Origin of the sequence: Gordonia terrae (assembly GCF_001698225.1) — a bacterium.
In the GTDB taxonomy this organism is placed as follows: Bacteria; Actinomycetota; Actinomycetes; order Mycobacteriales; family Mycobacteriaceae; genus Gordonia; species Gordonia terrae.
Genome location: NZ_CP016594.1, coordinates 1,269,817 through 1,293,170, shown reverse-complemented (window position 1 = coordinate 1,293,170; position 23,354 = coordinate 1,269,817). Strand labels below are relative to the sequence as shown.

At 68.8% G+C, this 23,354-nt stretch carries 20 protein-coding genes; 11 read left to right on the top strand and 9 right to left on the bottom strand.

The window, feature by feature from the left end:
* Positions 1–15 precede the first annotated feature (15 nt).
* Positions 16–1,032 carry a polyprenyl synthetase family protein gene (locus BCM27_RS05880; RefSeq protein ID WP_004021742.1) on the bottom strand — a complete coding sequence of 339 codons (1,017 nt, stop codon included), beginning with the start codon at positions 1,030–1,032 and terminating at the stop codon, positions 16–18.
* Positions 1,033–1,149: 117 nt separating this feature from the next.
* Between BCM27_RS05880 and BCM27_RS05875 the strand changes: the two genes are divergently transcribed.
* A complete protein-coding gene (locus BCM27_RS05875) occupies positions 1,150–2,409 on the top strand; it encodes a geranylgeranyl reductase family protein (protein WP_004021744.1) in 1,260 nt (419 codons plus the stop codon).
* Positions 2,410–2,525: 116 nt separating this feature from the next.
* Positions 2,526–3,485 (top strand): oxygenase MpaB family protein, encoded by a 960-nt coding sequence (locus BCM27_RS05870; RefSeq protein WP_004021745.1) that lies wholly within the window; start codon positions 2,526–2,528, stop codon positions 3,483–3,485.
* Here the strand turns inward: BCM27_RS05870 and BCM27_RS05865 are convergent.
* Positions 3,482–4,219, bottom strand: coding sequence for a demethylmenaquinone methyltransferase (locus BCM27_RS05865; RefSeq protein ID WP_004021746.1), 738 nt, complete (start codon positions 4,217–4,219; stop codon positions 3,482–3,484). The two genes, BCM27_RS05870 and BCM27_RS05865, sit on opposite strands and share 4 nt — an antisense overlap.
* A gap of 72 nt (positions 4,220–4,291) precedes the next feature.
* Complete coding sequence (locus tag BCM27_RS05860) at positions 4,292–5,446, bottom strand: glycosyltransferase family 4 protein (RefSeq protein ID WP_004021747.1); 1,155 nt, start codon at positions 5,444–5,446, stop codon at positions 4,292–4,294.
* 108 nt (positions 5,447–5,554) lie between these two features.
* Here BCM27_RS05860 and BCM27_RS05855 point away from each other — a divergent pair, with 108 nt between their 5' ends.
* Positions 5,555–6,175, top strand: a complete 621-nt coding sequence (locus BCM27_RS05855) for a Type 1 glutamine amidotransferase-like domain-containing protein (protein ID WP_004021748.1) — start codon at positions 5,555–5,557, stop codon at positions 6,173–6,175.
* On the opposite strand, the gene BCM27_RS05850 is transcribed toward BCM27_RS05855, so the two are convergent.
* Together BCM27_RS05850 and menD are read right to left on the bottom strand one after the other, a co-directional pair.
* Positions 6,156–6,668 carry a hypothetical protein gene (locus BCM27_RS05850; protein WP_004021749.1) on the bottom strand — a complete coding sequence of 171 codons (513 nt, stop codon included), beginning with the start codon at positions 6,666–6,668 and terminating at the stop codon, positions 6,156–6,158. The two genes, BCM27_RS05855 and BCM27_RS05850, sit on opposite strands and share 20 nt — an antisense overlap.
* Before the next feature lie 54 nt (positions 6,669–6,722).
* Positions 6,723–8,426 (bottom strand): 2-succinyl-5-enolpyruvyl-6-hydroxy-3-cyclohexene-1-carboxylic-acid synthase, encoded by a 1,704-nt coding sequence (gene menD, locus BCM27_RS05845; RefSeq protein WP_004021750.1) that lies wholly within the window; start codon positions 8,424–8,426, stop codon positions 6,723–6,725.
* Positions 8,427–8,514: 88 nt separating this feature from the next.
* Between menD and BCM27_RS05840 the strand changes: the two genes are divergently transcribed.
* The 4 genes from BCM27_RS05840 to BCM27_RS05825 all read left to right on the top strand — a co-directional run bounded on the left by BCM27_RS05840 (position 8,515) and on the right by BCM27_RS05825 (position 12,543).
* Complete coding sequence (locus BCM27_RS05840; RefSeq protein ID WP_004021751.1) at positions 8,515–9,132, top strand: class I SAM-dependent methyltransferase; 618 nt, start codon at positions 8,515–8,517, stop codon at positions 9,130–9,132.
* Positions 9,133–9,233: 101 nt separating this feature from the next.
* Positions 9,234–10,337 carry an AbrB family transcriptional regulator gene (locus BCM27_RS05835; RefSeq protein WP_004021752.1) on the top strand — a complete coding sequence of 368 codons (1,104 nt, stop codon included), beginning with the start codon at positions 9,234–9,236 and terminating at the stop codon, positions 10,335–10,337.
* 57 nt (positions 10,338–10,394) lie between these two features.
* Positions 10,395–11,729 carry a saccharopine dehydrogenase family protein gene (locus BCM27_RS05830; RefSeq protein WP_004021753.1) on the top strand — a complete coding sequence of 445 codons (1,335 nt, stop codon included), beginning with the start codon at positions 10,395–10,397 and terminating at the stop codon, positions 11,727–11,729.
* 367 nt (positions 11,730–12,096) lie between these two features.
* Positions 12,097–12,543, top strand: a complete 447-nt coding sequence (locus tag BCM27_RS05825) for an Hsp20/alpha crystallin family protein (RefSeq protein WP_014925585.1) — start codon at positions 12,097–12,099, stop codon at positions 12,541–12,543.
* Between the two features lie 371 nt (positions 12,544–12,914).
* Here BCM27_RS05825 and BCM27_RS05820 read toward each other — a convergent pair whose 3' ends face one another.
* On the bottom strand, positions 12,915–14,120 hold the full coding sequence (locus tag BCM27_RS05820; protein WP_004021368.1) for an EAL domain-containing protein: 1,206 nt from the start codon (positions 14,118–14,120) through the stop codon (positions 12,915–12,917).
* 480 nt (positions 14,121–14,600) lie between these two features.
* On the opposite strand from BCM27_RS05820, the gene BCM27_RS05815 reads away from it, so the two are divergent.
* On the top strand, positions 14,601–15,806 hold the full coding sequence (locus tag BCM27_RS05815; protein ID WP_239450666.1) for a GGDEF domain-containing protein: 1,206 nt from the start codon (positions 14,601–14,603) through the stop codon (positions 15,804–15,806).
* On the opposite strand, the gene BCM27_RS05810 is transcribed toward BCM27_RS05815, so the two are convergent.
* Entirely contained in the window at positions 15,752–16,510 is a 759-nt protein-coding gene (locus BCM27_RS05810) for a hypothetical protein (RefSeq protein ID WP_033206365.1), read from the bottom strand. The two genes, BCM27_RS05815 and BCM27_RS05810, sit on opposite strands and share 55 nt — an antisense overlap.
* A gap of 170 nt (positions 16,511–16,680) precedes the next feature.
* Between BCM27_RS05810 and BCM27_RS05805 the strand changes: the two genes are divergently transcribed.
* The gene (locus BCM27_RS05805; protein ID WP_004021365.1) at positions 16,681–18,810 is read left to right on the top strand and encodes an Rv1355c family protein; all 2,130 of its coding nucleotides are present in this window, start codon (positions 16,681–16,683) and stop codon (positions 18,808–18,810) included.
* Position 18,811: 1 nt separating this feature from the next.
* Here BCM27_RS05805 and BCM27_RS05800 read toward each other — a convergent pair whose 3' ends face one another.
* Both BCM27_RS05800 and BCM27_RS05795 read right to left on the bottom strand, forming a co-directional pair.
* Positions 18,812–19,462, bottom strand: coding sequence for a PaaI family thioesterase (locus BCM27_RS05800; RefSeq protein ID WP_033206368.1), 651 nt, complete (start codon positions 19,460–19,462; stop codon positions 18,812–18,814).
* A 34-nt stretch (positions 19,463–19,496) separates the two neighbouring features.
* The gene (locus BCM27_RS05795) at positions 19,497–19,724 is read right to left on the bottom strand and encodes a hypothetical protein (protein WP_004019904.1); all 228 of its coding nucleotides are present in this window, start codon (positions 19,722–19,724) and stop codon (positions 19,497–19,499) included.
* A 179-nt stretch (positions 19,725–19,903) separates the two neighbouring features.
* Here BCM27_RS05795 and BCM27_RS05790 point away from each other — a divergent pair, with 179 nt between their 5' ends.
* Both BCM27_RS05790 and BCM27_RS05785 read left to right on the top strand, forming a co-directional pair.
* Positions 19,904–20,896, top strand: a complete 993-nt coding sequence (locus tag BCM27_RS05790) for a 1,4-dihydroxy-2-naphthoyl-CoA synthase (RefSeq protein WP_004019905.1) — start codon at positions 19,904–19,906, stop codon at positions 20,894–20,896.
* Between the two features lie 1,088 nt (positions 20,897–21,984).
* Positions 21,985–23,247: an HNH endonuclease gene (locus tag BCM27_RS05785; protein ID WP_039865859.1), complete on the top strand. Its 1,263-nt coding sequence runs from the start codon at positions 21,985–21,987 to the stop codon at positions 23,245–23,247.
* Positions 23,248–23,354 lie beyond the last annotated feature (107 nt).

Genomic DNA, 23,354 nt, shown 5'->3' with positions numbered 1-23,354 from the left:
GGTTGGGCGAAGCCCTCAGCCGACGCGTTCGATCGTGTAGTCCACCAGCGACGCCAGCGCGCGGTGGGCCGGCGACTCCGGCAGCTCCGCGAGCATCGCGTGCGCGTCGTCGGCGAACTCCTGAAGCTTGGCCCGGGCCGCGGTCATACCCGCCGACGAGCCGAGCAGTTCGATCGCCTCGGCGACCTCGGCGTCCTCGGTGAGCGGCCGGGCGGTGCCATCGGCGGCGACCAGCAGTTCGCGCAACCGGGCCGACGTCGCGTCGTCTCCGGCGACGGCGTAGAGAACCGGAAGCGTGTGCACGCCTTCGCGCAGATCGGTGCCGGGGGTCTTGCCCGACTCCACCGACACCGAGCTGATGTCGATGATGTCGTCGGACACCTGGAAGGCGACGCCGACGATGTCGCCGATGCGCGAGAGCCGCTCGATGTCATCGGGCGTGGCCCCGGAGGCCATCGCGCCGAAACGGGCGGCGGCGGCGATCAGCGAGCCGGTCTTCTCCCAGACGACCTGCAGGTAGTGGTCGATGGGGTCGGCGCCGGGCTTGACCCCGACCGTCTCGCGCATCTGCCCGGTGACGAGTTCGGCGAAGGTCTCGGCGATGATGCGCACCGCTTCGGGACCCAGCGTCGAGACGAGGCGTGAGGCGCGTGCGAACAGGAAGTCGCCGGAGAGGATGGCCACGCTGTTGGTCCAGCGTGCGTTGGCACTCGCCGCACCGCGCCGCATGGCGGCCTCGTCCATCACGTCGTCGTGGTAGAGGGTGGCGAGGTGGATCATCTCCACCACCGTCGCCGAGGTGATGACGTCGTCGGAGTCCGGGCGCGGACCGAACTGGGCGGCCAGGATCGCGAACATCGGCCGGAAACGTTTTCCCCCGGCTTTCGCGAGGTGGGTCGCCGCCTCGGTCATGACCTCGTCACCCGACGAGAGTTCGGCGAGCAGCAGATCCTCGACCCGCTGCAGCGAGGAGCGCACCGTGTCGGCGAACTCATCCGACACCAGGTCAACCCCGGCGAATGTGGACTTCACGGAAACGCGGCCCCATCTCGTCTGATCCGGCAAATACTCGACGGCGGACACGCGATTGCCGCGTAGACCCCACCTGCTGCGAGCCTATCCCGTCGGGGGTCCGGACATACTGGTCGGGTGAGCACGGACACGACCCCCACTTTCCCCGATTCCGCCGACGTCCTCGTCGTCGGCGCCGGACCGGGCGGATCGGCGGCGGCCGCCCACGCCGTCGCCGCCGGCCGGGACGTGGTCCTCGCCGACGCCGCGGTGTTCCCGCGCGACAAGACGTGTGGCGACGGACTCACCCCGCGCGCCGTCGCCGAACTCGACGCACTCGGGCTCGGCACACTTCTCGCCGATCGTCCGCGCATCGACGGCCTGCTGCTCAACGGATGGGGTGCACGCCAACAGGTCCGGTGGCCCTCGGGCCGGTTCCCGGCCTACGGGAGCGCGGTGGCGCGAACGGAGTTCGACGACGCCATCCGCGAACACGCGGTGTCGACGGGCGCGCGAATGGTGCAGGGCGTCAAGGCCGTTGGCATCGAGATGGACGGTGACCGGGTGGGTTCGGTCACCTTCGCGACCCCCTCGGGCACCCACACCATGCGGGTGACCGACCTCGTCGTCGCCGACGGCGTCCGGTCCGGAATCGGGAAATCACTGGGACGGCAATGGCATCGGGACACCGCCTACGGTGTGGCCGCCCGCGCGTACGCGCCGTCCGCGCGGGCCGATTCACATTGGATGGGCTCCCACCTCGAACTCCGCGGACCCGACGGCGGACTGCTGCCCGGGTACGGCTGGGTGTTCCCCCTCGGCACGGCCGGCGGCGGGCAGGTCAACGTCGGCGTCGGCGCCCTCGCGACGTCGAAACGCCCGGCGCACATGGCACTTCGACCGATCCTCGAACATTACGCCGCGATGGTGACCGACGAGTGGGCCCTCGACGGGCCGCCCGTCCGCATCACCTCGGCCCTGCTGCCGATGGGCGGTGCCGTCTCCGGCGTCGCCGGCCGCAACTGGATGCTGATCGGCGACGCCGCCGCATGCGTCAATCCACTCAACGGCGAGGGCATCGACTACGCCCTGGAGACCGCACGACTCGCCGTCGAACTCCTGGGCACCGACGACTACACCGACCGGTGGCGTGATGTCCTGGTGGGGCACTACGGACTCGCGTTCTCCGCCGCCCGACGCCTCGCCGGCCTGCTCACCATGCCCAAGACCGTGCCCACGCTCGGACGGCCCGGCATTCGATCCCCCCAACTGATGTCGATGGTGGTGCGGGTCATGGGCAACCTGATCACCGCCGAGGACGCCGACCTGGTGGCCCGCGCATGGCGCACCGCCGGACGCATCTCCCGGCAGATCGACCCGCGTCCGCCGTTCTCCTGAGCGCCGCGGATCCGCCGATGTGCACGTTGGAACGTTCAGGCTATGATGTTCCAACCGTGTGGTCGCTGCCACACCTGTGACAGAATCAGGCCACCAGTCGACCCAGGAGATGGAAGATGTCCGCCGCATCCACTCTCGCCACCCGAACCAAGCACGCCCTCCAGAACCGGCTGGCCCAGCGCTATCACCTGCGCGGCGAGATCGACCGCATGGATGCCGTCGGCGATCCGACCGCCATCGCCCGCGCACTCGGCACCCAGGAGTTCCCCTGGGGCATCACGCAGGCGTTGAGTTTCGCCCTCTTCCGCACCTACGCGGTGCCCTCGATCGGCGACCTCCTCTACAAGACCAGCCAGTTCACCGAGTCGACCCAGAAGCGCTACGACGACACCGTGCTGCTGCTCGACGCCCCGATCGAGCACGGGGTCGACAGCCCGGCCGGCCGCGCGGGCATCCGGCGCATCAACCAGATGCACGGCATGTACGACATCCCGAACGACGACTTCGTCTACGTGCTCGCCACTTTCGTCGTCTGCCCGGTCGAGTGGGTGAACTCCTACGAATGGCGTTCACTGACCAACCACGAGATCCTCGGCCTCACCAACTACTACCGTCGACTCGGCCAGTTGATGGGCATCAAGGACATCCCCGAGACCTACGACGACTTCAAGAAGTTCTACGACGAGTACGAGACCGCCCATTTCGCGTTCAGTCCCGACTCGCTCGCGGTCGCCGACGCCACCTTGGATCTATTGGGCACGTTCATGCCGTACAAACTGTTGCCGCGGGCGGTGGTGCGTCGGATGTCGTTCGCGCTCATGGACGATCGGCTCCTGGGGGCGTTCGGATACCCGAAGCCGACGGCGGTCGAACGGGTGCTGGTGCGGGGCGGACTCAAAGCACGCGGACTCGCCATCCGCCTGTTCGCCTCACCGCGGACCGAACCGCTCTTCGGGCGCCAGACGAAGCAGGTCCGCAGCTACCCCGACGGTTTCCGCGTCGACGACCTGGGTACGTTCGCACCGGGATGCCCGGTGTCGCACGACGCCGGGACACCGCGGGCCGCGAACTCCTAGGCCCGCGCCGAGTGGATCGCGGCGATGCCACCGGTCATGTTCTCCCACCGCACCCCGGAGAACCCGGCCTCGCGGATCAGGTCGCCGAGCGCGAACTGGTCCGGCCAGGCCCGAATCGACTCGGCGAGATAGACATACGCCGCCGGGCTGCTCGACACCTTGGTGGCGACCGCGGGCAGCGCCTTCATCAGGTACTCCATATACACCGTGCGGAACGGTTTCAGCGTCGGCGTCGAGAACTCGCAGATCACCAGCCGCCCACCGGGTTTCAGCACGCGCCGGAGTTCGGCCAGCGCGGTGGGCACATCATTGACGTTGCGGAGTCCGAACGAGATGGTCGCGGCGTCGAATGAATCGTCGGCGAACGGGAGCGACAGGGCGTCGGCGGCGACCTTCGGCACGTCCCGGTGGGCTCCGGCCTTGAGCATGCCGAGCGAGAAGTCCGCGGCGATACAGTGCGCACCCGACGAGGCCAGCTCGACCGTCGACACCGCGGTGCCCGCCGCGAGGTCCAGGACGATGTCGCCCGGGTGTAGATCGAGGGCCCGACGGGTCTTCTTGCGCCAACCGCGATCCCGGCCGAACGACAGGACCGTGTTGGTGAGGTCGTAGCGGCGGGCGACGCCGTCGAACATCGCGGCGACCTCGGCCGGGTCCTTCTCCAGGCTCGCCCGGCCCACACTCGTCCCGCCCAGACCCGCTTGTTCCGGTGGTGTCGCGCCCGTCGATGCCATGCCGATCACGCTACCGGGCGATGCGCGTCCGACTGCCGTGAGGTGGGTCGCCCCAGACGCCGGTCCCGCACCTCAGGCCGGTCGCCCCACCTCGGTCACGACCCCGCCGCCGGTCACCGCGGCGTAGTGGTTCACCAGTTCCGCGCAGACCGATGGCCAGGTCCTCGCCCGAACGGCCTGCACCGCCGCGCGGCCGAACGCCGACCGCACCGACTCGTCGTGCAGGGACTCGACGATCGCGGGCAGCTTCGCGGCGAAGGCCTCGACCTCCAGCAGATATCCGGTGCGGAACGCCGACACCAGGTCGCGGGGGCCGCCCGCGTCGGGGCCGATCACCGGCAGTCCGCTGGCCATCGCCTCCTGGATGGCCTGACAGAACGTCTCGTGTTCGCCGGCGTGCACGAACACGTCGAAGCTCGCGTACGCACGGGCGAGGGCCTCGCCGCGCAGCTCGCCGGTGAACACCGCATCCGGCATCAACCGCTCGAGCCGGTCCCGTTCGGGTCCGTTGCCGACGATCACCAGCTGCACCCTCGGGTTGCCCGACAGTCCGGCGAGCCGCTCGACGTGCTTCTCGGGCGCGAGCCTGCCGACGAATCCGACCACCAGTTTGTCGTCGGCGGTACCCAGCCAGTCCGCCCGCAACGACAGGTCGCGCTTGTCCGGGGAGAAGAGACCGACGTCGACCCCGCGGCCCCATCGTGCGAGCCGGGGTACACCGTGCGCGGCGAGGACCTCGAGAGTCGCCGTCGACGGCGCAAGGGTGAGATCGCACATCTCATGCAGGCGACGCGTGTAGCGCCAGGCGAGCTTCTCGACCGCACCCAGCCGATACGCGGCGGCGAACCCGGCGACGTCGGTCTGGAACACGGCCACCACCGGCACCCCGAGCGCTCGGGCGGCGACGGCGCCCGCGGCACCCACCACGAAGGGCGACGCGAGGTGCACCACATCCGGCTCGAAGTCGCGCAGGGTGCGGTACAGCAGCGGCGACGGCACGCCCACCGGCAGCGAGGTCACCCGCGGCACCTGCACGGCGGGCAGCAGATGCACCGGGGTCCGGCGGCCGATCAGCCGCGGCCCACCCGGCACCCCGCGCGGGGTGTCGGGTGCGATGACGACGGCGGTGTGTCCGGTGGACTCGAGGTGGTCGACAACCCGGAGGACGGAGTTGACCACCCCGTTCATCTGGGGCAGGAAGCTCTCGGCGACGATCGCGACGCGCATGATCGAGATCGTCCCCCGGAGACTTGACCGGGCTCCACCCCGGAACATGACGGACCGCCCAATTCGGGATGAACGGTCCGTGGCCCGCGCACCGGGGAGACTGGAGGGGTGGCCGACATCCATCTCCTGCTGCTGAGCCGCTGGCTCACCCCCGTCCCGGCTTTCCTCGCGCCGCTCACCGGACCGCGCCGTCGCATCGCCTATGTCCCCACCGCGTCGTCGATCTATCCCGACCACGCCTGGCTCGACCTGGAACGGGACACGCTGCGACAACAGGGCTTCGAGGTCACCGACCTCGACCCGGAACTGATCGGGGCCGCCGCCTTCGCCGGGGGACTCGGTGACGTCGACGCCGTCGTCGTCGCCGGCGGCAACACCTTTCACCTGCTCGGCGCGCTGCGACTGGCCGGCGCCGACGGTGCGCTCGTCGATGCGGTGCGAGCCGGCCTCCCCTACATCGGGGTCAGTGCCGGCGCCGCGGTGGTCGGTCCCGACATCGCACCTCTGGCACTGCTCGACGATCCCACGGAGGCCGCTCCCCTGACCTCGACCGACGGACTCGGACTCATCGACGCCACGGTGATCCCGCACGCGGAGGGCACGGTCGGCGGGCGCGGCCCGGTCGAGGCGACGCGGGAACGATTCGGCGCGACCCATCGGCTGCACTTCTTGAGTGACGACGAGGCGATCGTCGTCGACGGCGACACGCTCAGGGTGATCCCGGGCTGACCGTCTCGTCCCGCTCGGCCGCGTTTTGCTCGTCCGCGTCCCGGCCGTCCGTGTTCTCACCGGCATCGTCGCGTCGTCGCCGGCGGCGGCTGAACTCCGCGACCGCGACCATCAGCAGGCCGACGACCAGCCATGCCCCGACCATCACCGACAGTGCCGGGATGATCGACAGCACCGCGGTGCGGCCGGTCGGCCGGGCCAGATCGGGGTTGTAGACCGCGTAGTCGACGCTGATCCGCTGCCCCTCGCTCAGTTCCGTCGGGTACAGCAGCCCGAAGCGGGGACTGTGGAACGAGCCGTCCGGTGTCTGGAAGTTCACCGCGGCGTGCAGGCTGTCCACCGAGACGACCTCGGCCATCACGGTCGCCTTGCTGGCCTCGATCGTCGAGTCGTTCTTGAAGCACCCGGCGATGAGGGTCAGCGCCATGAAGGTGATCGTGACGCCGACGACGAGCAAACCGAGCTGCACGCGTCGCTGGATCACCGGATTCATGCCGTTCAGCCTAGTGGTGCGCCCCGAGGAGTTCGCGGCCCGGCCGGTGCCGCGCTACCGGAGACGTGCGGCGATCGCCGCGTGCACTGCCCGTAGCCGCTCGCGGTCGGTGGCGACCTCGACGACCTCGATCCCGCCGGGAGCAGGCTCCTCCGCGAGCACCCCGCCCAGTTCGGCGACCGTCGCCCGCCGATGCGGGATGTGGAAACCCGCGCACATCGATGCGATGTCGGTGCGATGAGGTGTGCCGAAGACCCGTTCGTACGCCCCGGCGTACAGGCCGGTGTTGTACCGCGGGTCACCCTGTTCCAGCAGGCCGAAGATGCCGCCGCCGTCGTCATTGGCCACGACGATCCGCAGCGACGACGGGCGCGGCTCCCCCGGGCCGACGACCAGGCCGGTCGCGTCGTGCACGAACGTCAGGTCGCCCATCAACGCGATGGTCCGCGCGCCGGCCCGATCCCGGTCGAGGGCCATCGCGGCCCCGATCGCCGTCGAGTTGGTCCCGTCGATGCCCGCGACCCCGCGGTTTGAGAGCACCCGCACACCGTCGGTGATCCGGCCGGCCAGCGCGATGTCGCGGATGGGGTTGCTGGCCCCGACGACGAGCTGGTCACCCGCGGCCATGGCGTCGCCGACCGCGCGGGCGACGTGGAGTCCGGTGGCCGGGCCCGGTTCGTCGAGTTCGGCGGTCACGGCGAACGCCACCCGCTCCTGTACCGCCGCGCATTCCTTGAGCCAGTCCTCCCGCGGCTCGCCGACGACCTCGATGCGGGTGCCGGTCGCGTAGACGTTGCCCGACACATCGGGCCATCGCGGCCCCGTGGTGAGTGCGTAGACACGGACCTCGGGGTCGGCGAGCAGGCGGGACACCCCGCGATGCAACGTCGGCCGGCCACAGATGATCGCCTGCTGGGGTCGGACCGAGTTCAGGCCCAGCGGATGCAGCGGCGTCGCCGGCCGCGGTGCTGTCGGTTCGGCGACCGTGGGTACGCCGGCGAGACCCGGATGGACACCCGACCCGTGTCCCGACACGACCACGGTGTCCAGGGACAGGTCGATGGGCAGCGGGACGTCGAGCTTGCCGACCGGTGCCTGGGTCCAGGGCAGCCCGCCCGGCCGGCCCGAGAACGCTCCGAGATCGGCCGTCGGGTCGGGGCCCGCGAGCTCGTCCGGGTCGGGCACGAGCGGTTCGCGCAGCGGGATGTCGAACTGCACCGGGCCGGCGTTGCCGGTACGCGCGCCCCGGGCCGCGGCCAGCACGCGGCCGACCGCCGACCGCCACTGGCTGTTGGTGTCGAGGTCCTGTTCGGCGAGGCCGAGGCTGATCGCCGCACGCACCTGGGTCCCGAAGATGCCGAACTGCTCGACGGTCTGATTGGCACCGGAACCGAGGAGCTCGTACGGACGGTTGGCGCTGACGACGACGAGCGGCACCCGCGCATAGTTCGCCTCGAAGACCGCAGGCCCCATGTTCGCCACCGCGGTGCCACTGGTCATCACGATGGGCACGGGCTGTCCCGACGACACCGCGAGACCGAGCGCGAGGTAACCCGCCGAACGCTCGTCGATCCGCACGTGCAACCGCAACCGGCCGGTGGCGTCGGCGGCGTGGAGGGCGAAGGCGAGCGGCGCGTTGCGCGACCCCGGACACAGGACGGCCTCACGGACACCGCCGCGGATCATCTCGTCGACGATGACCCGGGCCTGCAGCGTGGACGGATTGGGCCCCGGGGCGTTCTGGGCCGGTCGGTTCATCCCACAAGCCTAGTGGTGGGGCCGGGGACCACTACCGGGTACTCCCGAGTCCCGACATCACGGCGGGGAGCGGCGTTACCCTCGTCACGTGGGCTTTTACGACGACCGGGTCCTGCCGCACCTCATCGAACGCACCTGCGGCATGGCCGCACTGACCCCGCTGCGAGCACGGGCCTGCGCACCCCTGTCCGGTCGGATGATCGAGATCGGATTCGGCTCGGGACTCAACGTCGGCGTCTACCCGCCCACTCTCACGGAGGTCGCCGCGGTCGAACCCTCCGCGGTCGGATGGTCGATGGCCACCGATCGCGTCGCCACGTCCACGGTGCCCATCGAACGCGCCGGACTCGACGGCCAGCGGCTGGAGTTCGACGACGATTCCTTCGACGCCGCGCTCACCACCTTCACCCTGTGCACCATCCCCGATGTGCGGGCGGCCCTCGGCGAACTGCGTCGCGTGTTGCGCCCGGACGGACAGCTGGCGTTCCTCGAGCACGGATCCGCCCCGGACGCGCGGGTCCGTCGATGGCAGCGGCGCCTCGAGCCGATCCAGAAGCGGGTCGCGGGCGGCTGCCACCTCACCCGCGACGTCCGCGCCGAGCTGACCGCCGCCGGCTTCGCGCTCGGGCCCGTCGACGCGTTCTATCAGCCCGGCGTCCCGAAACCCTTCGGCGCACTGAGCCTCGGGACCGCGCGCCCGGCCTGACGCCCCACTCGCTCCGCTCACCTCGCTCCCGGCGGCGGCCACCATTCGCCCCGCTCGCCCCACTCGCTCCGCTCCCGGCGGCGGGCCTTACTGTGGAGCCAGTGCGTCGCTGGATTCTGCTGGTACTCCTCACCGCGGTCGCGACGCTGGTACTCGAGGTCTTCGACGTCGACGCCGCCGCCCTGTTCGCGGGCCTCGTGGTCGCGGGGGCCCTCGCCATCGCCGGCCGCGCCCCAGGCCGGACGGGCACCGAATCCGGAACCGCCCGAACACCGGCCGATGCCGACGAACCGATCGTCCCGCGGTGGGCGTTCGTGGCGTCGCAGGGTGTCCTCGGTGTCTTCATCGGCACGATGGCCGAGCCCGAGACCGTCAGCGGCCTCGGCTCGTCGTGGTTCCCGGTTCTCGTCATCGGCGTGGGCACCCTGGTCATCTCGATCGCCTGCGGCGCCCTGCTCGGCCTGCACCGCGACGTCGACCCGCTGACCGGCTCCCTCGCACTCGTCGCAGGCGGGGCGTCCGGGCTGGTCGCGCTGGCCCGCGAGTTCGGTGGCGACGAACGGATGGTCGCGGTCATCCAATACCTGCGCGTCGCCCTGGTCACCGTCACCATCCCGCTGGTCGCCTCGCTCGTGTTCGGCGCCGACGGGGATGCCGTCGCACCGGGTGCCGACGCGTGGTCGGCGGAGACCCTGCAGGGGCAAGCCTGGGGCCTGCTGCTCCTCGCGGTGTGCCTCGGCGTCGGGATTCCGCTCGGCCGGTTGCTGCGCATGCCCGCCGCCGGACTGCTCGGTCCGCTGGCGCTGGCCACCGTGGCCGAGCTGACCGGGATCGCCGGCTCGGCCGAGGTCTCCCCCGCCCTGCTCGCCGTCGCCTACGCCGTGATCGGCTGGCAGGCGGGACTCGGTTTCACGATGCCGCGGCTGCGGGCGATCGGCCGCGTCCTGCCCCTCGCGCTGGTGCTGATCCTCGTCATCGGCGCCGGCTGCGCCCTGCTCGGGGTGGCGCTGTCCGCCTGGACCGGCGAGTCGATGTTCGACTGTTATCTCGCGACCACACCGGGCGGCATCTATGCGGTGCTCGCGGCCGCGACCGGCGCCGGCGGCAACGTCGCCTTCGTGGTCGCCGCCCAGATCCTGCGCGTGCTGCTCATGCTGTTCGTCGCGCCCTTCGCCGCCCGTCTCGCGGCGCGGCGCTCACCATGACCGTTCCATCCGACTCGGCGGTTACGTGTGACCCGCGTCCCACGTAAAGTCGGGAAGATGAGCGGGGAATCGAACACCGACACCACATCCACTCCAGAACCGACTCCGAATGGCGGGCCCGGCGGGCACGGTCGCGAATTCGACGTCGTGGTCTACGGCGCCAGCGGCTTCGTCGGCGAACTCACGGCCCGGTATCTGGCCGACCACGCACCCATCGGCACCAAGATCGCGCTGGCGGGACGCAACGAGTCGAAGTTGACCGCCGCGCGCGAGCGTCTGCCCTTGCGCGCGCACGACTGGCCCCTGATCATCGCCGACGCGGAGTCGCCCGCGGCACTCGACGCCATGGTCGCGCGCACGCAGGTCGTCTGCACCACGGTGGGTCCCTACCTGAAGTACGGCGAGGCCCTCGTGGTGGCGGCGGCGACCGCAGGCACCGACTACGTCGACCTGACCGGCGAGGTGCCCTTCGTGCGCTACTCCATCGACAAGGTCCACGATGTCGCCGCCGCCTCGGGGGCTCGCATCGTCCACTCCTGCGGCTTCGATTCCGTACCGTCCGACATCACCACCTACGCGCTGTTCAAGAAGATCGCCGACGACGCCGCGGGCGAGATGACCGACACCACCCTCGTCGTCGAGTCGTTCCGCGGCGGGATCTCCGGCGGGACCATCGATTCCATGCGCGTGATCGCCGAGGAGGCCCGCAACGCGCAGTCCCGACGACTCATGCTCAACCCGCAGGCGCTGTCCAGCGGGCCGGGCGACGTGCCCCGGGTCAGCCTGTCCGACGAACCCAGCGACCTGTCCATCATCAACGCCAAGAAGGTCGACCCGTCGCTGCGCGGCACACTCGCCCCCTTCTTCATGGCGGCGCACAACACACGAATCGTCCGACGCTCGAATGCTCTGCTGGACAACGCCTATGGCAAGAATTTCCATTATGCGGAGACGATGAGCGTCGGCAGCGTGCCCGCGGTCTCGACACTGCTCGCCGGTGCGGTCGCGGTCGGCACCGGCGCGTTCATGGGAGCGATGAGTTTCGGTCCCACGCGTCGAGTCCTCGACCGCGTGCTCCCGAAGCCCGGCGACGGGCCGAGCGAAAAGGCCCGCGAGAACGGCTATTTCGTGGTCGGAACATTCACCCGGACCACCACCGGCCGTCGCTACCGGGCCCGGATGCGCGCCCAGGGCGACCCCGGATACAAGGCCACCGCGGTGATGCTCGCCGAGAGCGCACTGGCACTGGCCCTCGATCGCGACCGCCTACCCAAGCGCTCCGGGGTCCTGACGACGGCCGTGGCGATGGGCGACGCCCTCATCGACCGCCTGCGCAACGCCGGGTTCAGCATCGACGCGACCGAGCTCACCGACCCGGCGCCGGGAGCGTAGCGAGCGGGCCGCATCCCACCCGGCGCCGGGAGCGTAGCGAGCGGGCCGCATCCCACCCGGCGCCGGGAGCGTAGCGAGCGGGCCGCATCCCACCCGGCGCCGGGAGCGTAGCGAGCGACCCACGCACCGCTGCCCCGATCCACCCAGACGCCACCCGATCGTGTTCTCCGCAGCCGTCCGGATCTTCTCCGGCACAGCAGGACTCGCGGTCGGGTGCCGTCGTTTCCGGGTCCGGAAAATTTCTGGCACTCTCCCCTCCAGAGTGCTAGACGAGCCACGGATCCGGTGCTATCTTCGTTGGCAGTACAGCGATGAACTGCTCGTCTGACGGGTGGCGAGCAGCCTTGAGAACAGGAGGTGAACTGCTGTGCTTCGTTTCGATCCCTTTTCCGACATGGATGCCTGGACACGAGGCATGATGACCGGTTCAGCGGCCGGAACCGCCCGCACTCCGCGATTCATGCCCCTGGACCTGTACAAGGTCGAGGACCACTATCTGCTCGTCGCCGATCTACCCGGCGCCGATCCCGGCTCCATCGACGTGAGCGTCGACAACGGCGTCCTCACGTTGTCCGCCCAGCGCAGTACGCCATCCGACGAGGGCGTGCAGTGGTTGACCAGCGAGCGCTTCTCCGGGACGTATCGCCGCCAACTGACCCTCGGCGACGCCATCGACAGCTCGGCCATCTCGGCGCGCTACGACAACGGCGTGCTCACCGTGACGATCCCGGTCGCCGAGAAAGCCAAGCCGCGACGGATCGAGGTCGAGAGTTCCGGCCGACCACAGGCGATCGAGACCGGAACGGTCACATAATTCGATCTCGTTTGCCGACAACATTTTTCGCACGGCAACCGCGAGCTGACCGGGAGGTGCCATCGACGACGATTCATTCCGCTCCCTGAGGTACGAGGAGCGATAGCGACAGCCTTTCGCTTCCTGAGGCGCGAGGAGCGATAGCGACAGCCTTTCGCTCCCTGAGGTGCGAGGAGCGATAGCGACAGCCTTTCGCTCCCTGAGGTGCGAGGAGCGATAGCGACAGCCTTTCGCTCCCTGAGGTGCGAGGAGCGATAGCGACGAGCCTCGAAGGTCCTGGCGAGAAAAGTCACCACGCCCTTCGAGGCTCGCTTCGCTCGCTCCTCAGGGAGCAGGATCAGATTCGCTCGGCCACAACATGTTCGGGCTGCCTATCGATCCGATCCGAACAGGTCCACCAGCGGCGCGGGCCGGCCGAACAGGTAGCCCTGGGCGTAGTCGAACCCGAACTCCTCCAGGATCGGGAGCACCTCTTCCGATTCGATGCCCTCGGCCACCATCTTCACCCCGGTGGCGGCGGCCATCTCGCCGATCGCACGGACCACCGCGCGGTCCGGGGAGCTGTCGGCGAGTTGCGCGATCAGGGTGCGGTCGACCTTGAGGACGTCGACCGGGAGATCGCGGACATAGCGGAGTGCCGAGAAGCCGGCACCGAGGTCGTCGATGCAGATGGTGCAGCCGAGATCGTGGAGCGCGTCGATCGCCCGGGAGGCCGACGTGTCGACCCGGATCGCCTGGTCCTCCCGCACCTCGACCCACACCCTCGACGGCTCCACACCGTGCCCGTCGATCAGACCGTGCACGTAGGAGACGAGCCCGTCGTCCCACAGCTGCTGCCCGGACAGGTTCAACGAGACGAACGTACCCGGGCCGACCTCATCGGAGATCGTCCCCGACAGGTCCCGGATGGCTTCCCCGATGGCATGCCGCCCGATGGGGGCGAGCAGCGAGATCCCCTCGGCCACCGAGAGAAACGCGTCCGGAGCCAGAACGCCGGACTCGGTGTGCCAGCGGAGCAGTGACTCGTAGCCGACGACGCGCCGGTCGGGCACCGCGACGATCGGCTGGTAGAAGACCGAGAAGTCGCGCTCGACCGACCTGGTCAACCAACCGGCCAGATCGACCTCGGCCCGGATGTGGCGCTGCATGGTGGGTGTCGCGAATGCGACGGCCCGTCGGCTGCTGAGCGCGATACACAGCGCGGCGTCGGCATGACGGACCAGATCGTCCTCGGAACTCGCCGCGAGCTGCTCGTCACCGACGGCGACACCCATGCACACGTCGAGGAACCAACTTCGATCGCCGTCGCTCACGGTGTGGGCGCCGAGTTTGGTGCGAGCGGCCTCGATCAGCGCGTTGCGTCCGAGTTCGTCGTCACCGGCGCCGGTCCACGGAAGGTAGATGATCCAGTAGAAGTCCGACCGTCGATGGAATCGGGCCTGCGGACTGATGGGCATCAGCACCTGCTCGATGAATCGCTCGGACGCCGAGGCCGCGGCCTCATAGCCGTAGGCGACCACGGCTCGGTGGTACGGGTCGACCGACACCGCGATCACCGAGCTACCGAGCGTCAACACGACGTCATTCGCTGAGCACGCTCCACGTGCCACCGTCCGATCCCCCCGGGCGGCGCCGGGGCGCCGCAGTTCTCTACCGCGGAGATACTACTCAGCCGGCCCGCTCCCGGGAAGAAGACGACCCGGTACCGATGTGCGGCCCATCCGACCGATATGACCGTTCTCACATTCCTCGCCGGCGCCGGTCGCCGAATCCGGTGACAAAAGTGGCCCGTCGGGTCCGACAAGGGTTGACACATTGCTTTGTAATGAGAAGTTCAAGAAAGCCGAGGCCGACCCCAGCGCCGATTCGCGACTCATTTCGACAACTCTGCTAACGATTCCCGGAGAAGCTTCAAAACTGCTGGTAAGGTACTTTCATTGCCTATGCATAGGACACCGCGGTGCGATTTTCGCCAAGGGATTCTCAGTTGCATTTAAGCGAAGTTCGGCGAACAAGCGGTTGACACCACAGCCGCCGACGGAAAGCGGTCGTGGTTGATGGCGTTGATCAGGAGGGTGCTTCGTCGCTACGACGCCCGGTCGATGGCGACGCTGATCAGCACCGGCGGTGTCATCCCACTCCCGGTCATCAGCGTGCTCGCGCCCGAGACCCTCTACCCGGGCGGGATGCCGATCCTGCTCACCATCTGGTCGTTCATCGCGGTTGTCTTCGCGGTGACGGCGATTCGCGCCCGGCTGACCGATCTCGAGTTCGCGTTCCTCGGCGGCCTGGGCATCGTCGGGATCTGCGGCACCTCGATGATCCTCGCCTCGCCACGTTCTTCGACCCTTGTCCTGGCGATCGTCGCGGTCATCCCCGCGATCGGCGCGATCTCCGCCACGACCCGGCTCATCTTGTCCCATCTGGCGCTCGCGGTGGTGTGCGCGTCGGTGGTCCTGGGCGTGACCACGTCGTCCGTTCCGGAATACCTGATCAGCTTCGGCGCGATGCTCGGCCTGATCGTGGTGCCGGTCTTCCTCGTGGTCGCCTTGCGGAAGTCGATGGAAGCCGTGCTGGACCAGCAGACCCGCCTCGTCGGGATCGATCCGCTGACGGGCCTGCTCAATCGCCGAGGATTCCTGATCCGTGCGTCGCAACTGCTCTCGGCCGCACGCTCGTCCACGGGCTGGATCGGCATCCTGCTGCTCGACGTCGACCACTTCAAGCGGATCAACGACCAGTACGGCCATCTCGCCGGTGACGGGGTGTTGCTGGCAGCATCGGCCGCGATCCGGGAACACGCCCCCGTCGGTTCGGAGGTGTGTCGCTACGGCGGCGAGGAGTTCCTCATGTTCCACGTCGTCCACGATGCGGACGAGCTGTGGCTCAGCGCCGAACGCCTACGGGCTGCGGTGGCCGCCGCCGCACCGGTGACCATCAGCGTCGGCGGTGTCTGCGCGCCGCTGCGCGTCGCGGGCGACCACCTGGTCTCCGGTCACTTCGAGACCGCCTTCTCCACCGACGACGTGATCGGCAATCTCCTCGGACAGGCCGACGACTGCGTATATCAGGCGAAGGAGAACGGTCGCGACACCACCGTGATCAAGTCCATCGACGAGGTGATCTGGAACGACGGGGCACCGAGCGCGCATGCCGCCGACGCGGAACGGACGGTGTCACCGCCGTCGGCGAGCCTGTACGAGGTGTTCTACCGCCGGCCGGCCGACTTCGTCGACATCGACAGCCGCACCAGCGGGCGTTGAGTCGTCACCGCCTGGAGCGCGTCGGCCTCCCGCCGCATGCGACGCCAGGTCTCCGGACTGGTGAGGCCGCTCAGCCGGGCACGATCCCACCACATGAGCCGGGTGCGGTAGCGGTCGTCCGGAAACGGCGTCGCCGGCACCGACTCGTCGACGCGTCCGCCGCCGGACTGCCAGCGGCGCAGTACGTGGTCGGCCGCGGTCGCCATCATGGCGTCGACCCCGGACAGCTCCATGATGACCAGTCCCAGCCGCGACAGCTGCCCCGCAACCGAGCCGGCGATCGGCGAACGCTCGTCGACCCAGGCCGTCTTGACCTCGACGATGCCGCCGTGCAAACGCTCTTCGATGGCGTTGACGAGCTGCACCTGACCAGGCTGGCCGGCCCATTCGACCAGCGCATGGGACTGCGCGGCCGCATCGAAACGGGGCTGGACCCGCAGGCCGCCGACGACCTTGCCCTCGGCGTCGAGCACCGCGAAGAACATCGCCGTGCCGTCGCCACCGGCGACCTCGTCGTACTCGAGCGCGGCCGCGCACCCGTGGCGGTGGTAGGACACGTCCGCGCCGGACAGGTACTCGTGCCAGAGTTCGGGTTCGGACCGCGGGCTCGCCACGACCACCGAGTACTCCGTCCCGGTTTCGGGCGCGACCGCTCGCAGCATGCCGGTACGAACCTGATCATTGGTGGCTGACATCTTTTTCATCGCAGTATTGCCTTCCGGTAATTAGGAAATTTAGAGACGAGATCTCCCCCGACCCCGCGTGTAATGCTGCCACAGGGGCGCATTTATGCACTCCGACAAGCACACTTCTTTTCCCCGAACCGCCGCATTGACGGTTGGCGTCGTGCAATCCCGTGCGACACGATGGGCGTATGAACACGCCGCCGGACACTGCCGCCACCCTCTACTCGCCGGACGAACTACCCGTCGAGTTGACCGCGGAACCCGCCCTGATCGTGTCCGACATCACCGGGCGCACGAGCCGCGCGCTCGACGAACTCCTCCCGCCCGCGGAGCCGGCGCTGCGGGACGAGAGCCCGCGTTTCGCGCACTTCCCCTGGCGCAACGCTCTCGTCAAGATCCCCGGTCCGCGCACGTTCCGGCGCCTCCGACTCGACCGCAACCGGCACAAGCTGACCGCGGCTCAGCAGGCCGCCGCCGGCGAGCTCCGCATCGGTGTCGTCGGATTGAGTGTGGGACATGCGATATCGCTCACACTGGCACTCGAAGGGCTCGCGGGCGAAATGCGTCTCGCCGATTTCGACGAACTCGAACTGACCAATATGAATCGAATTCCGGCGACGCTCATGGATATTCACGACAACAAGGCCGTGGTCGCCGCGCGGCGCATTTCCGAGATCGATCCATATCTCACCACCGTCGTGTACTCGGGGGGAATAACAACCGAGAACATCGATCAATTCCTCGACGGGCTGGATATTGTCGTCGAAGAATGCGATTCGTTCGATGTGAAGGTCCTCGTCCGCGAGAAGTGTCGGTCGCGCGGAATTCCGGTCCTGATGGAAACCAGCGACGGCGGAACACTCGATGTCGAGAGGTTCGACCTCGAACCGGAGCGGCCGCTTTTCCACGGTCTGGCGGGCGATCTGCAGATCGAGGATCTCGTCGGCCTCGACCGGGCGGCCCTCACCCCGCTGGCCGTCCGGGTGCTCGAGCCGACGAAGGTGACCGCGCCGATGGCGGCGTCGGCCATCGAACTGGGCCACACGGTGACCGCCTGGCCGCAACTCGGCGGCGATGTCCTGCTGGGCGGTGCGACGGTGGCGGCGGCGGTTCGCCGCCTCGTCCAGGGCAAGTCGCTGCGTTCGGGACGCGTCCGCTTCGATCGTGACTCCTGGCTCGACGGTCTCGAGGACCCGATCGACACAGCCGTCGCCGACGACGGTCCGCAGGCGGCGCACAGCATCGAACCGCTCGCACCGCCGTATGAGGACTCGCGTGTCGAGGCGATGGGCGACCGCGAACTCGTCGTGCACGCCGCGAGGCGCGCGCCGTCCGCGGGCAACCAGCAGCCGTGGGAGATCACCTCCGACGACGACACCGTCACCATCACCCTAGACCGCGCGCGTACCTCCACCCTCGATGTCGAGCACCGGGCATCGGCGGTGGCGGTCGGTGCGGCGCTGTACAACGCCCGCGTCGCGGCGACGGCACGCGGGGTGCTCGACGACATCGAGATCACCGACGACGCAGGCACGCTGGCCGGTCGGGCACGGTTGAAGGGCCTCGACACCGGCTCACGGTCGCCGGACGCGGAGGCGGAACTGAGCGCGCTGCTCGCCCGCGGCACCCGACGCGGCGTCGGGGACGGGTCACCGCTGTCGGCGGCGGACCGCAGTCGGCTGCACGACGCCGCCTCGAGTGACCGCACGCGCCTGATCGCCCTCACCGACCGCAGGGACATCGACCGCTACGCCTCGATCATCTCCCGGTCGGACCGCGCCCGGTTCCTGACGCCCGAACTGCACCGCGAGATGTTCCTGGAGCTCACCACCGACCCGACTGCCGCCGAGGGCATCGACGTCGCCTCGCTGGACCTGCCACCGGCGATGGCGGGCATGCTCGACGTGCTGCGCCGCGCCGACGTGATGGCCCTGCTCGACGAATGGGGTGGCGGCACCGCGCTCGGCGCCGACGCCGGCTCACGGGTCGCGTCGTCCTCCGCGGTCCTCGTGCTGGTGCAGCGGGGCACGGCAGCGGTGGACTATCTTCGCGGGGGGATCGTCGCGGAACAGTTGTGGGTGGCCGCCGAGCGGCTCGGCTATGCGGTCCATCCCATGACGCCGACATTCCTCTATGCCGACGACGACGAGACCGCCCGCGCGCTGTCGAGCAATCACGGCGACGAACTGGCCGCCCTGCGTCGCGAGATGCTCGAGACGTGGCCGCTCGCCGCCGACGAGGCGCCGACCATCGTGCTGCGGCTCTCGCGCGCGGACTCGCCCGTGGAGGTCAGCCGGCGGCTGCCCGTGCGCGGGTGAGCTAGGCCTGCCCGGGGTTGAGCTTGATGAACAGCGCGTCCATCTCGGCGCAGAGGCGGTCACCATCGTGGAGGGAGCCCTTGATGAACACCTTGCGGCCCTCGATGCGGTCGGCCCAGGCGTGGATACGCAGCGGCGTGTTCAGTGGCGTGATGGACCGGTATTGCACGTTCAGGTAGGCGGTCCGGCTGACGGCCTGGATCGCTACCGCCGACGCGAAGCCGCCGACGTCGTCGAATGCGACCGCCACGTGCCCGCCGTGTGCGGCGTTGTTCCCGCCGAGGTGGAAATCGCGGAACGTCAGCTCGGCGATGACCCCGGTCTCGGTCAGTTCCTTGACCTCGTACGGCGGCAGGGTGATGTTGCCCCGCGACGGCAGGTCGATGCGGGTCCCGGCCGGTGAATGCCATTCGTCGATCCGGACCTTCGCCAGCTTCTCGTTGACGGCTGTGAGGTGGTCGATGAGTTCGTCCACGAGCGCGTCGTCGGGGCAGGCGTACCGAGCATTGTCCATGAGCAGACGAACCTGCTCGCTGAACTCTCCGTAGCGTGGGCCGCCGCGCTCGGTGGTGACGGCCGTGTGCGCCCGGAAACCACCTTCGTGCGGGTCCTCTTCGACGGCCTCGACGGCGCGGTCGTTCGCTTCACTCACCGATCAACCGTATAAGAGGCAGCGACGCCGGAGCCTAGCCGGTGTCGGTCTTCCGCCCGGTTCGTCGGCGGTCGGCCAGATCCACGCAGACCCCTCCGCGGGCCAGCCGTCGCGTGGACTCCGGGATGTAGTCCGGAACCCCGCGCGGTCCGCGCTCCTTCTCGTCTCGGATTCGGACCGCCCTCCCGACGATCACCGCGACCGCCGCGGCCAGCACACACCACGCGCCCCCGACGATCAGAATCCACCCCCATACAGCCATACGAACAGCTAAGCACCCGAAACTGAGATTTCGGTGATGTTGGGGCGAAGGCCGACCACAGTCCAGTACTTGAATGCAATCCGCGTCGGAGTTGTGTCGACTTCGTGACCTCTCCATACCAATCCGCGCGGCGCCGGCCGCGGGGAACTCCGCGGACGTGGCGTCGATAGGCTGATTCCATGACTGCCACGCCAGAAACCACGGGGACGCCAGGCACCCAGGACTCCGCAGGCCAGCCCTTCGACCCGGCGTCGTGGGCCGCGGTGCCCGGCTTCGACGACCTGACCGACATCACGTATCACCGCCATGTCGGCGAGGGGCGCGAGCACGGCATCGTGCGCGTCGCGTTCGACCGCCCCGAGGTCCGCAACGCATTCCGACCGCACACCGTCGACGAGCTGTATCGCGTCCTCGACCATGCGCGCCGGACTCCCGATGTCGGCACCATCCTGCTGACCGGGAACGGCCCGAGCCCCAGGGACGGCGGGTGGGCGTTCTGCAGCGGCGGCGACCAGCGCATCCGCGGACGTTCGGGCTACCAGTACGCCACCTCGCACGACGACGACGTCGCAGCGGCCGGCGCCGACACCGTCGACGCGGCGCGGGTGAAGGCCGAGGGTGGGCGGCTGCACATCCTCGAGGTCCAGCGACTCATCCGCACCATGCCCAAGGTCGTCATCGCCGTCGTCAACGGCTGGGCCGCCGGCGGTGGGCACTCCCTGCACGTCGTGTGCGACCTGACCCTCGCGTCCGCCGAACACGCCCGGTTCAAGCAGACCGACGCCGATGTGGGCTCCTTCGACGCCGGGTACGGCAGCGCCTACCTCGCCAAGCAGGTCGGGCAGAAGTTCGCGCGCGAGATCTTCTTCCTCGGGGAGGCCTACGACGCCGAGACCATGCACCGGATGGGTGCGGTCAACCGCGTCGCCCCGCACGCCGACCTGGAGACCACCGCCATCGAGTGGGCGCGTCGGATCAACAGCAAATCCCCGACGGCCCAGCGCATGCTGAAGTTCGCGTTCAACCTCACCGACGACGGCCTCATGGGCCAGCAGGTGTTCGCCGGCGAGGCGACCCGCCTGGCCTACATGACCGACGAGGCGGTCGAGGGCCGCGACGCCTTCCTCGAGAAGCGCGACCCGCGCTGGGACGACTACCCGTACTACTACTGAGCCACCACTACTGAACTACTACCGAGGCGGGTGCCCGAGCGTCCGCCGGCTGCAGGCCGCGAGTTCGCCGCGGAACGCGGCCGGCGGGGTACGTCGATAGTTGCGTCGACCGCCTTGACCGGATTCATCGGGCATCGGCGGGCAAACCCTCGATTGGACCCCGTCGGCCAGGCATCCGGGGTCGGGTCCGGGTGAAATACGTTGTCTGTCAATGGTTCACCGAGACCCACGTGCGCTGGTGCCGGCGCATCCATCGGGTGTTGTGACCGCCCAGATGCTCGACTCACCACGCGACTGTGCTTCGTGTCGCGCGCCTCAAGTCGGTGAGGTCTTGGCGTGGGCGTGGATGCCTTCGGACGTCGCACACGATGCCATCTTGCGCGGATGTGCCCTTGCAACCGTTTTATGACGTCGAGGAGATCGGCGCAGCCGTGACGGCTTGTAGCATCGATCAGCCACGACGCCCTTGGCTACCTCCAGTGCCGCGAACAGCATCGTGGTGCCGTTTCGCTTGCGGTCGCGAGTCGCCTCTGCCGCTACCCCCCCGTCGCATCGGCAAGATCGGTGGCGCCCGGCTCAGCTTGGACTTGGCTACTCCCCAACTCGGGATCAGCGGAGAACGTGAACGTTTGCCGCCGCCACGGTGGCATCACCGTCACCGACTTGGGCCGCGCGCAACCGTGTGGTCCAGTGCGTCACCGCAACCTGACTGACGGCGGCTCCACAACCGCGACGATACCTCGGCGCAATCGATAGGTTTCGACCGGCGGACACGCACTCGCAATGAAGTCCTTTAACCCTTGCGCGACACACGGATCACACCTCCCGACATCCTCGGTACCGCCAGCTCCGCACCGCCTCCGACGTGCCCCTTACCAGCCGCCACCGACAGCACGTACCGAGACCGCTCCACCAGAACCGAACCCTTTGCCTGCGAACGAGCCCAGGGGCGTGCGAGCGGCCGCATCTGAAACGGGCGTGACTTCTGTTCACTGTTGTTGCCAGACGCGTCTAGAGTTCCTGAATACGACTCAACAGCAACACATTTCGCGATGATCAGGCTGTGGAAACACCTCGTCATCGAATGAATGTTCCGGTACCTTGGAGTCATGCCAGAGCTCACCACCCTCCTCGAGCAGCTCATCGAGACCACCCCGCCCGCCGACGACCCCACGGGCAGAGCAACATTCGACGCGCTCGAGACATTGCGACTGCTCCGCAATGCCATCGATCACCAGATCGTCACGCACGCAGCCCAACTCGAAGAACTCGGAGTGGCACACAAGGCCGGTGGGACCACCAAGGGGGTGCTGATCGAGATGGGTTACGCACCCGCTGTGGCTGTACGTGCCTTGCGGAGCGTCGACGCTCTCCACGAGCTACCCGCCGTGGCCCGGCATGCCGCCGACGGACGACTGTCCGCGGAAGTCGCCGACGCCATCATCCGCGGCCTGGCTCAGATCGACAAGCGTTCGCCGACAGCACTTTCCGACGAGGATCGCGCCTTTTACGAGCTTGCTCTGGTCGGTCAAGGGCTGTCAGGAGCAACACCGGCGGAGGTGGCGAGGTACGCCCGCGGTATCGGCAACACCATCGCCAACGCCTCCGAGAGCGGCATTCCCGCCGCCGACGATGCATCACTGAACACGGTCAACGCCCACACCACCGACGACGGACGCGTCGAGATCCGTGCCGACCTCACACAGGTGGTCGGTGAGAAGTTCCTCTCCATGATCGACGAACGAGCCTGCCCACGACCCGAACCCGACGGCGCCGACGACCGGCGTTCGGCCGAACAGCGCCGAGCTGATGCGTTCGAGCTCATCCTCGACCAAGCGGCGATCGGTGCCACCATCGACACCGTCGGCTCACCACGCACGCAGCTGATGGTGACGATCCCCGCCACCGGCGCAGATCCCGCCACCCTGCCGTGGACCGGATCGGTCAGTCGAACGACCACCCGTCAGGTGTCATGCGACGGATCTCTCACCGAGATCATCCTCGACGCCGAAGGCGTACCACTGCAGATGGGACACACGCACCGGCTGTTCCCAGCACATCTACGCAAGGCGGTCATCGTGCGCGACCAATGCTGTGTCAAATGCGGTGCGCCGCCATCACATACCCAGGTCCACCACATCCAGCACTGGGCCGACGGTGGTCCCACCGACCTCGGCAACGGCTGCCTTCTCTGCCAACGCTGCCACACCCAGGTCCACCACCACGGCTGGGACGTCGTGATGGGTTTCGACCGACACCCCTGGCTTGTTCCGCCTGCCACCATCGACCCGCAGCGCCGACCACTACCCGCCTACGACCGCCGCACCATGCGACTCGACGACGCGGCCTGACCAACCGGGCCCGCCCACCACACTCGCGCGCAGCGCCTTCCGCACCGGGGCGATGCCCGGGATCGCACCCGTCCCTTGACAACTCCACAGTGATACCGCTCCAGCCC

Excerpts from the sequence above, each read along its gene's own strand:
- BCM27_RS05785 (WP_039865859.1), top strand. The coding sequence starts at position 21,985 with ATGTTCCGGTACCTTGGAGTCATGCCAGAGCTCACCACCCTCCTCGAG.
- BCM27_RS05870 (WP_004021745.1), top strand. The coding sequence starts at position 2,526 with ATGTCCGCCGCATCCACTCTCGCCACCCGAACCAAGCACGCCCTCCAG.
- BCM27_RS05830 (WP_004021753.1), top strand. The coding sequence starts at position 10,395 with ATGAGCGGGGAATCGAACACCGACACCACATCCACTCCAGAACCGACT.
- BCM27_RS05850 (WP_004021749.1), bottom strand. The coding sequence starts at position 6,668 with ATGAATCCGGTGATCCAGCGACGCGTGCAGCTCGGTTTGCTCGTCGTC.
- BCM27_RS05815 (WP_239450666.1), top strand. The coding sequence starts at position 14,601 with ATGGCGTTGATCAGGAGGGTGCTTCGTCGCTACGACGCCCGGTCGATG.
- BCM27_RS05805 (WP_004021365.1), top strand. The coding sequence starts at position 16,681 with ATGAACACGCCGCCGGACACTGCCGCCACCCTCTACTCGCCGGACGAA.
- BCM27_RS05860 (WP_004021747.1), bottom strand. The coding sequence starts at position 5,446 with ATGCGCGTCGCGATCGTCGCCGAGAGCTTCCTGCCCCAGATGAACGGG.
- BCM27_RS05865 (WP_004021746.1), bottom strand. The coding sequence starts at position 4,219 with ATGGCATCGACGGGCGCGACACCACCGGAACAAGCGGGTCTGGGCGGG.
- BCM27_RS05790 (WP_004019905.1), top strand. The coding sequence starts at position 19,904 with ATGACTGCCACGCCAGAAACCACGGGGACGCCAGGCACCCAGGACTCC.
- BCM27_RS05810 (WP_033206365.1), bottom strand. The coding sequence starts at position 16,510 with ATGAAAAAGATGTCAGCCACCAATGATCAGGTTCGTACCGGCATGCTG.
- menD (WP_004021750.1), bottom strand. The coding sequence starts at position 8,426 with ATGAACCGACCGGCCCAGAACGCCCCGGGGCCCAATCCGTCCACGCTG.
- BCM27_RS05795 (WP_004019904.1), bottom strand. The coding sequence starts at position 19,724 with ATGGCTGTATGGGGGTGGATTCTGATCGTCGGGGGCGCGTGGTGTGTG.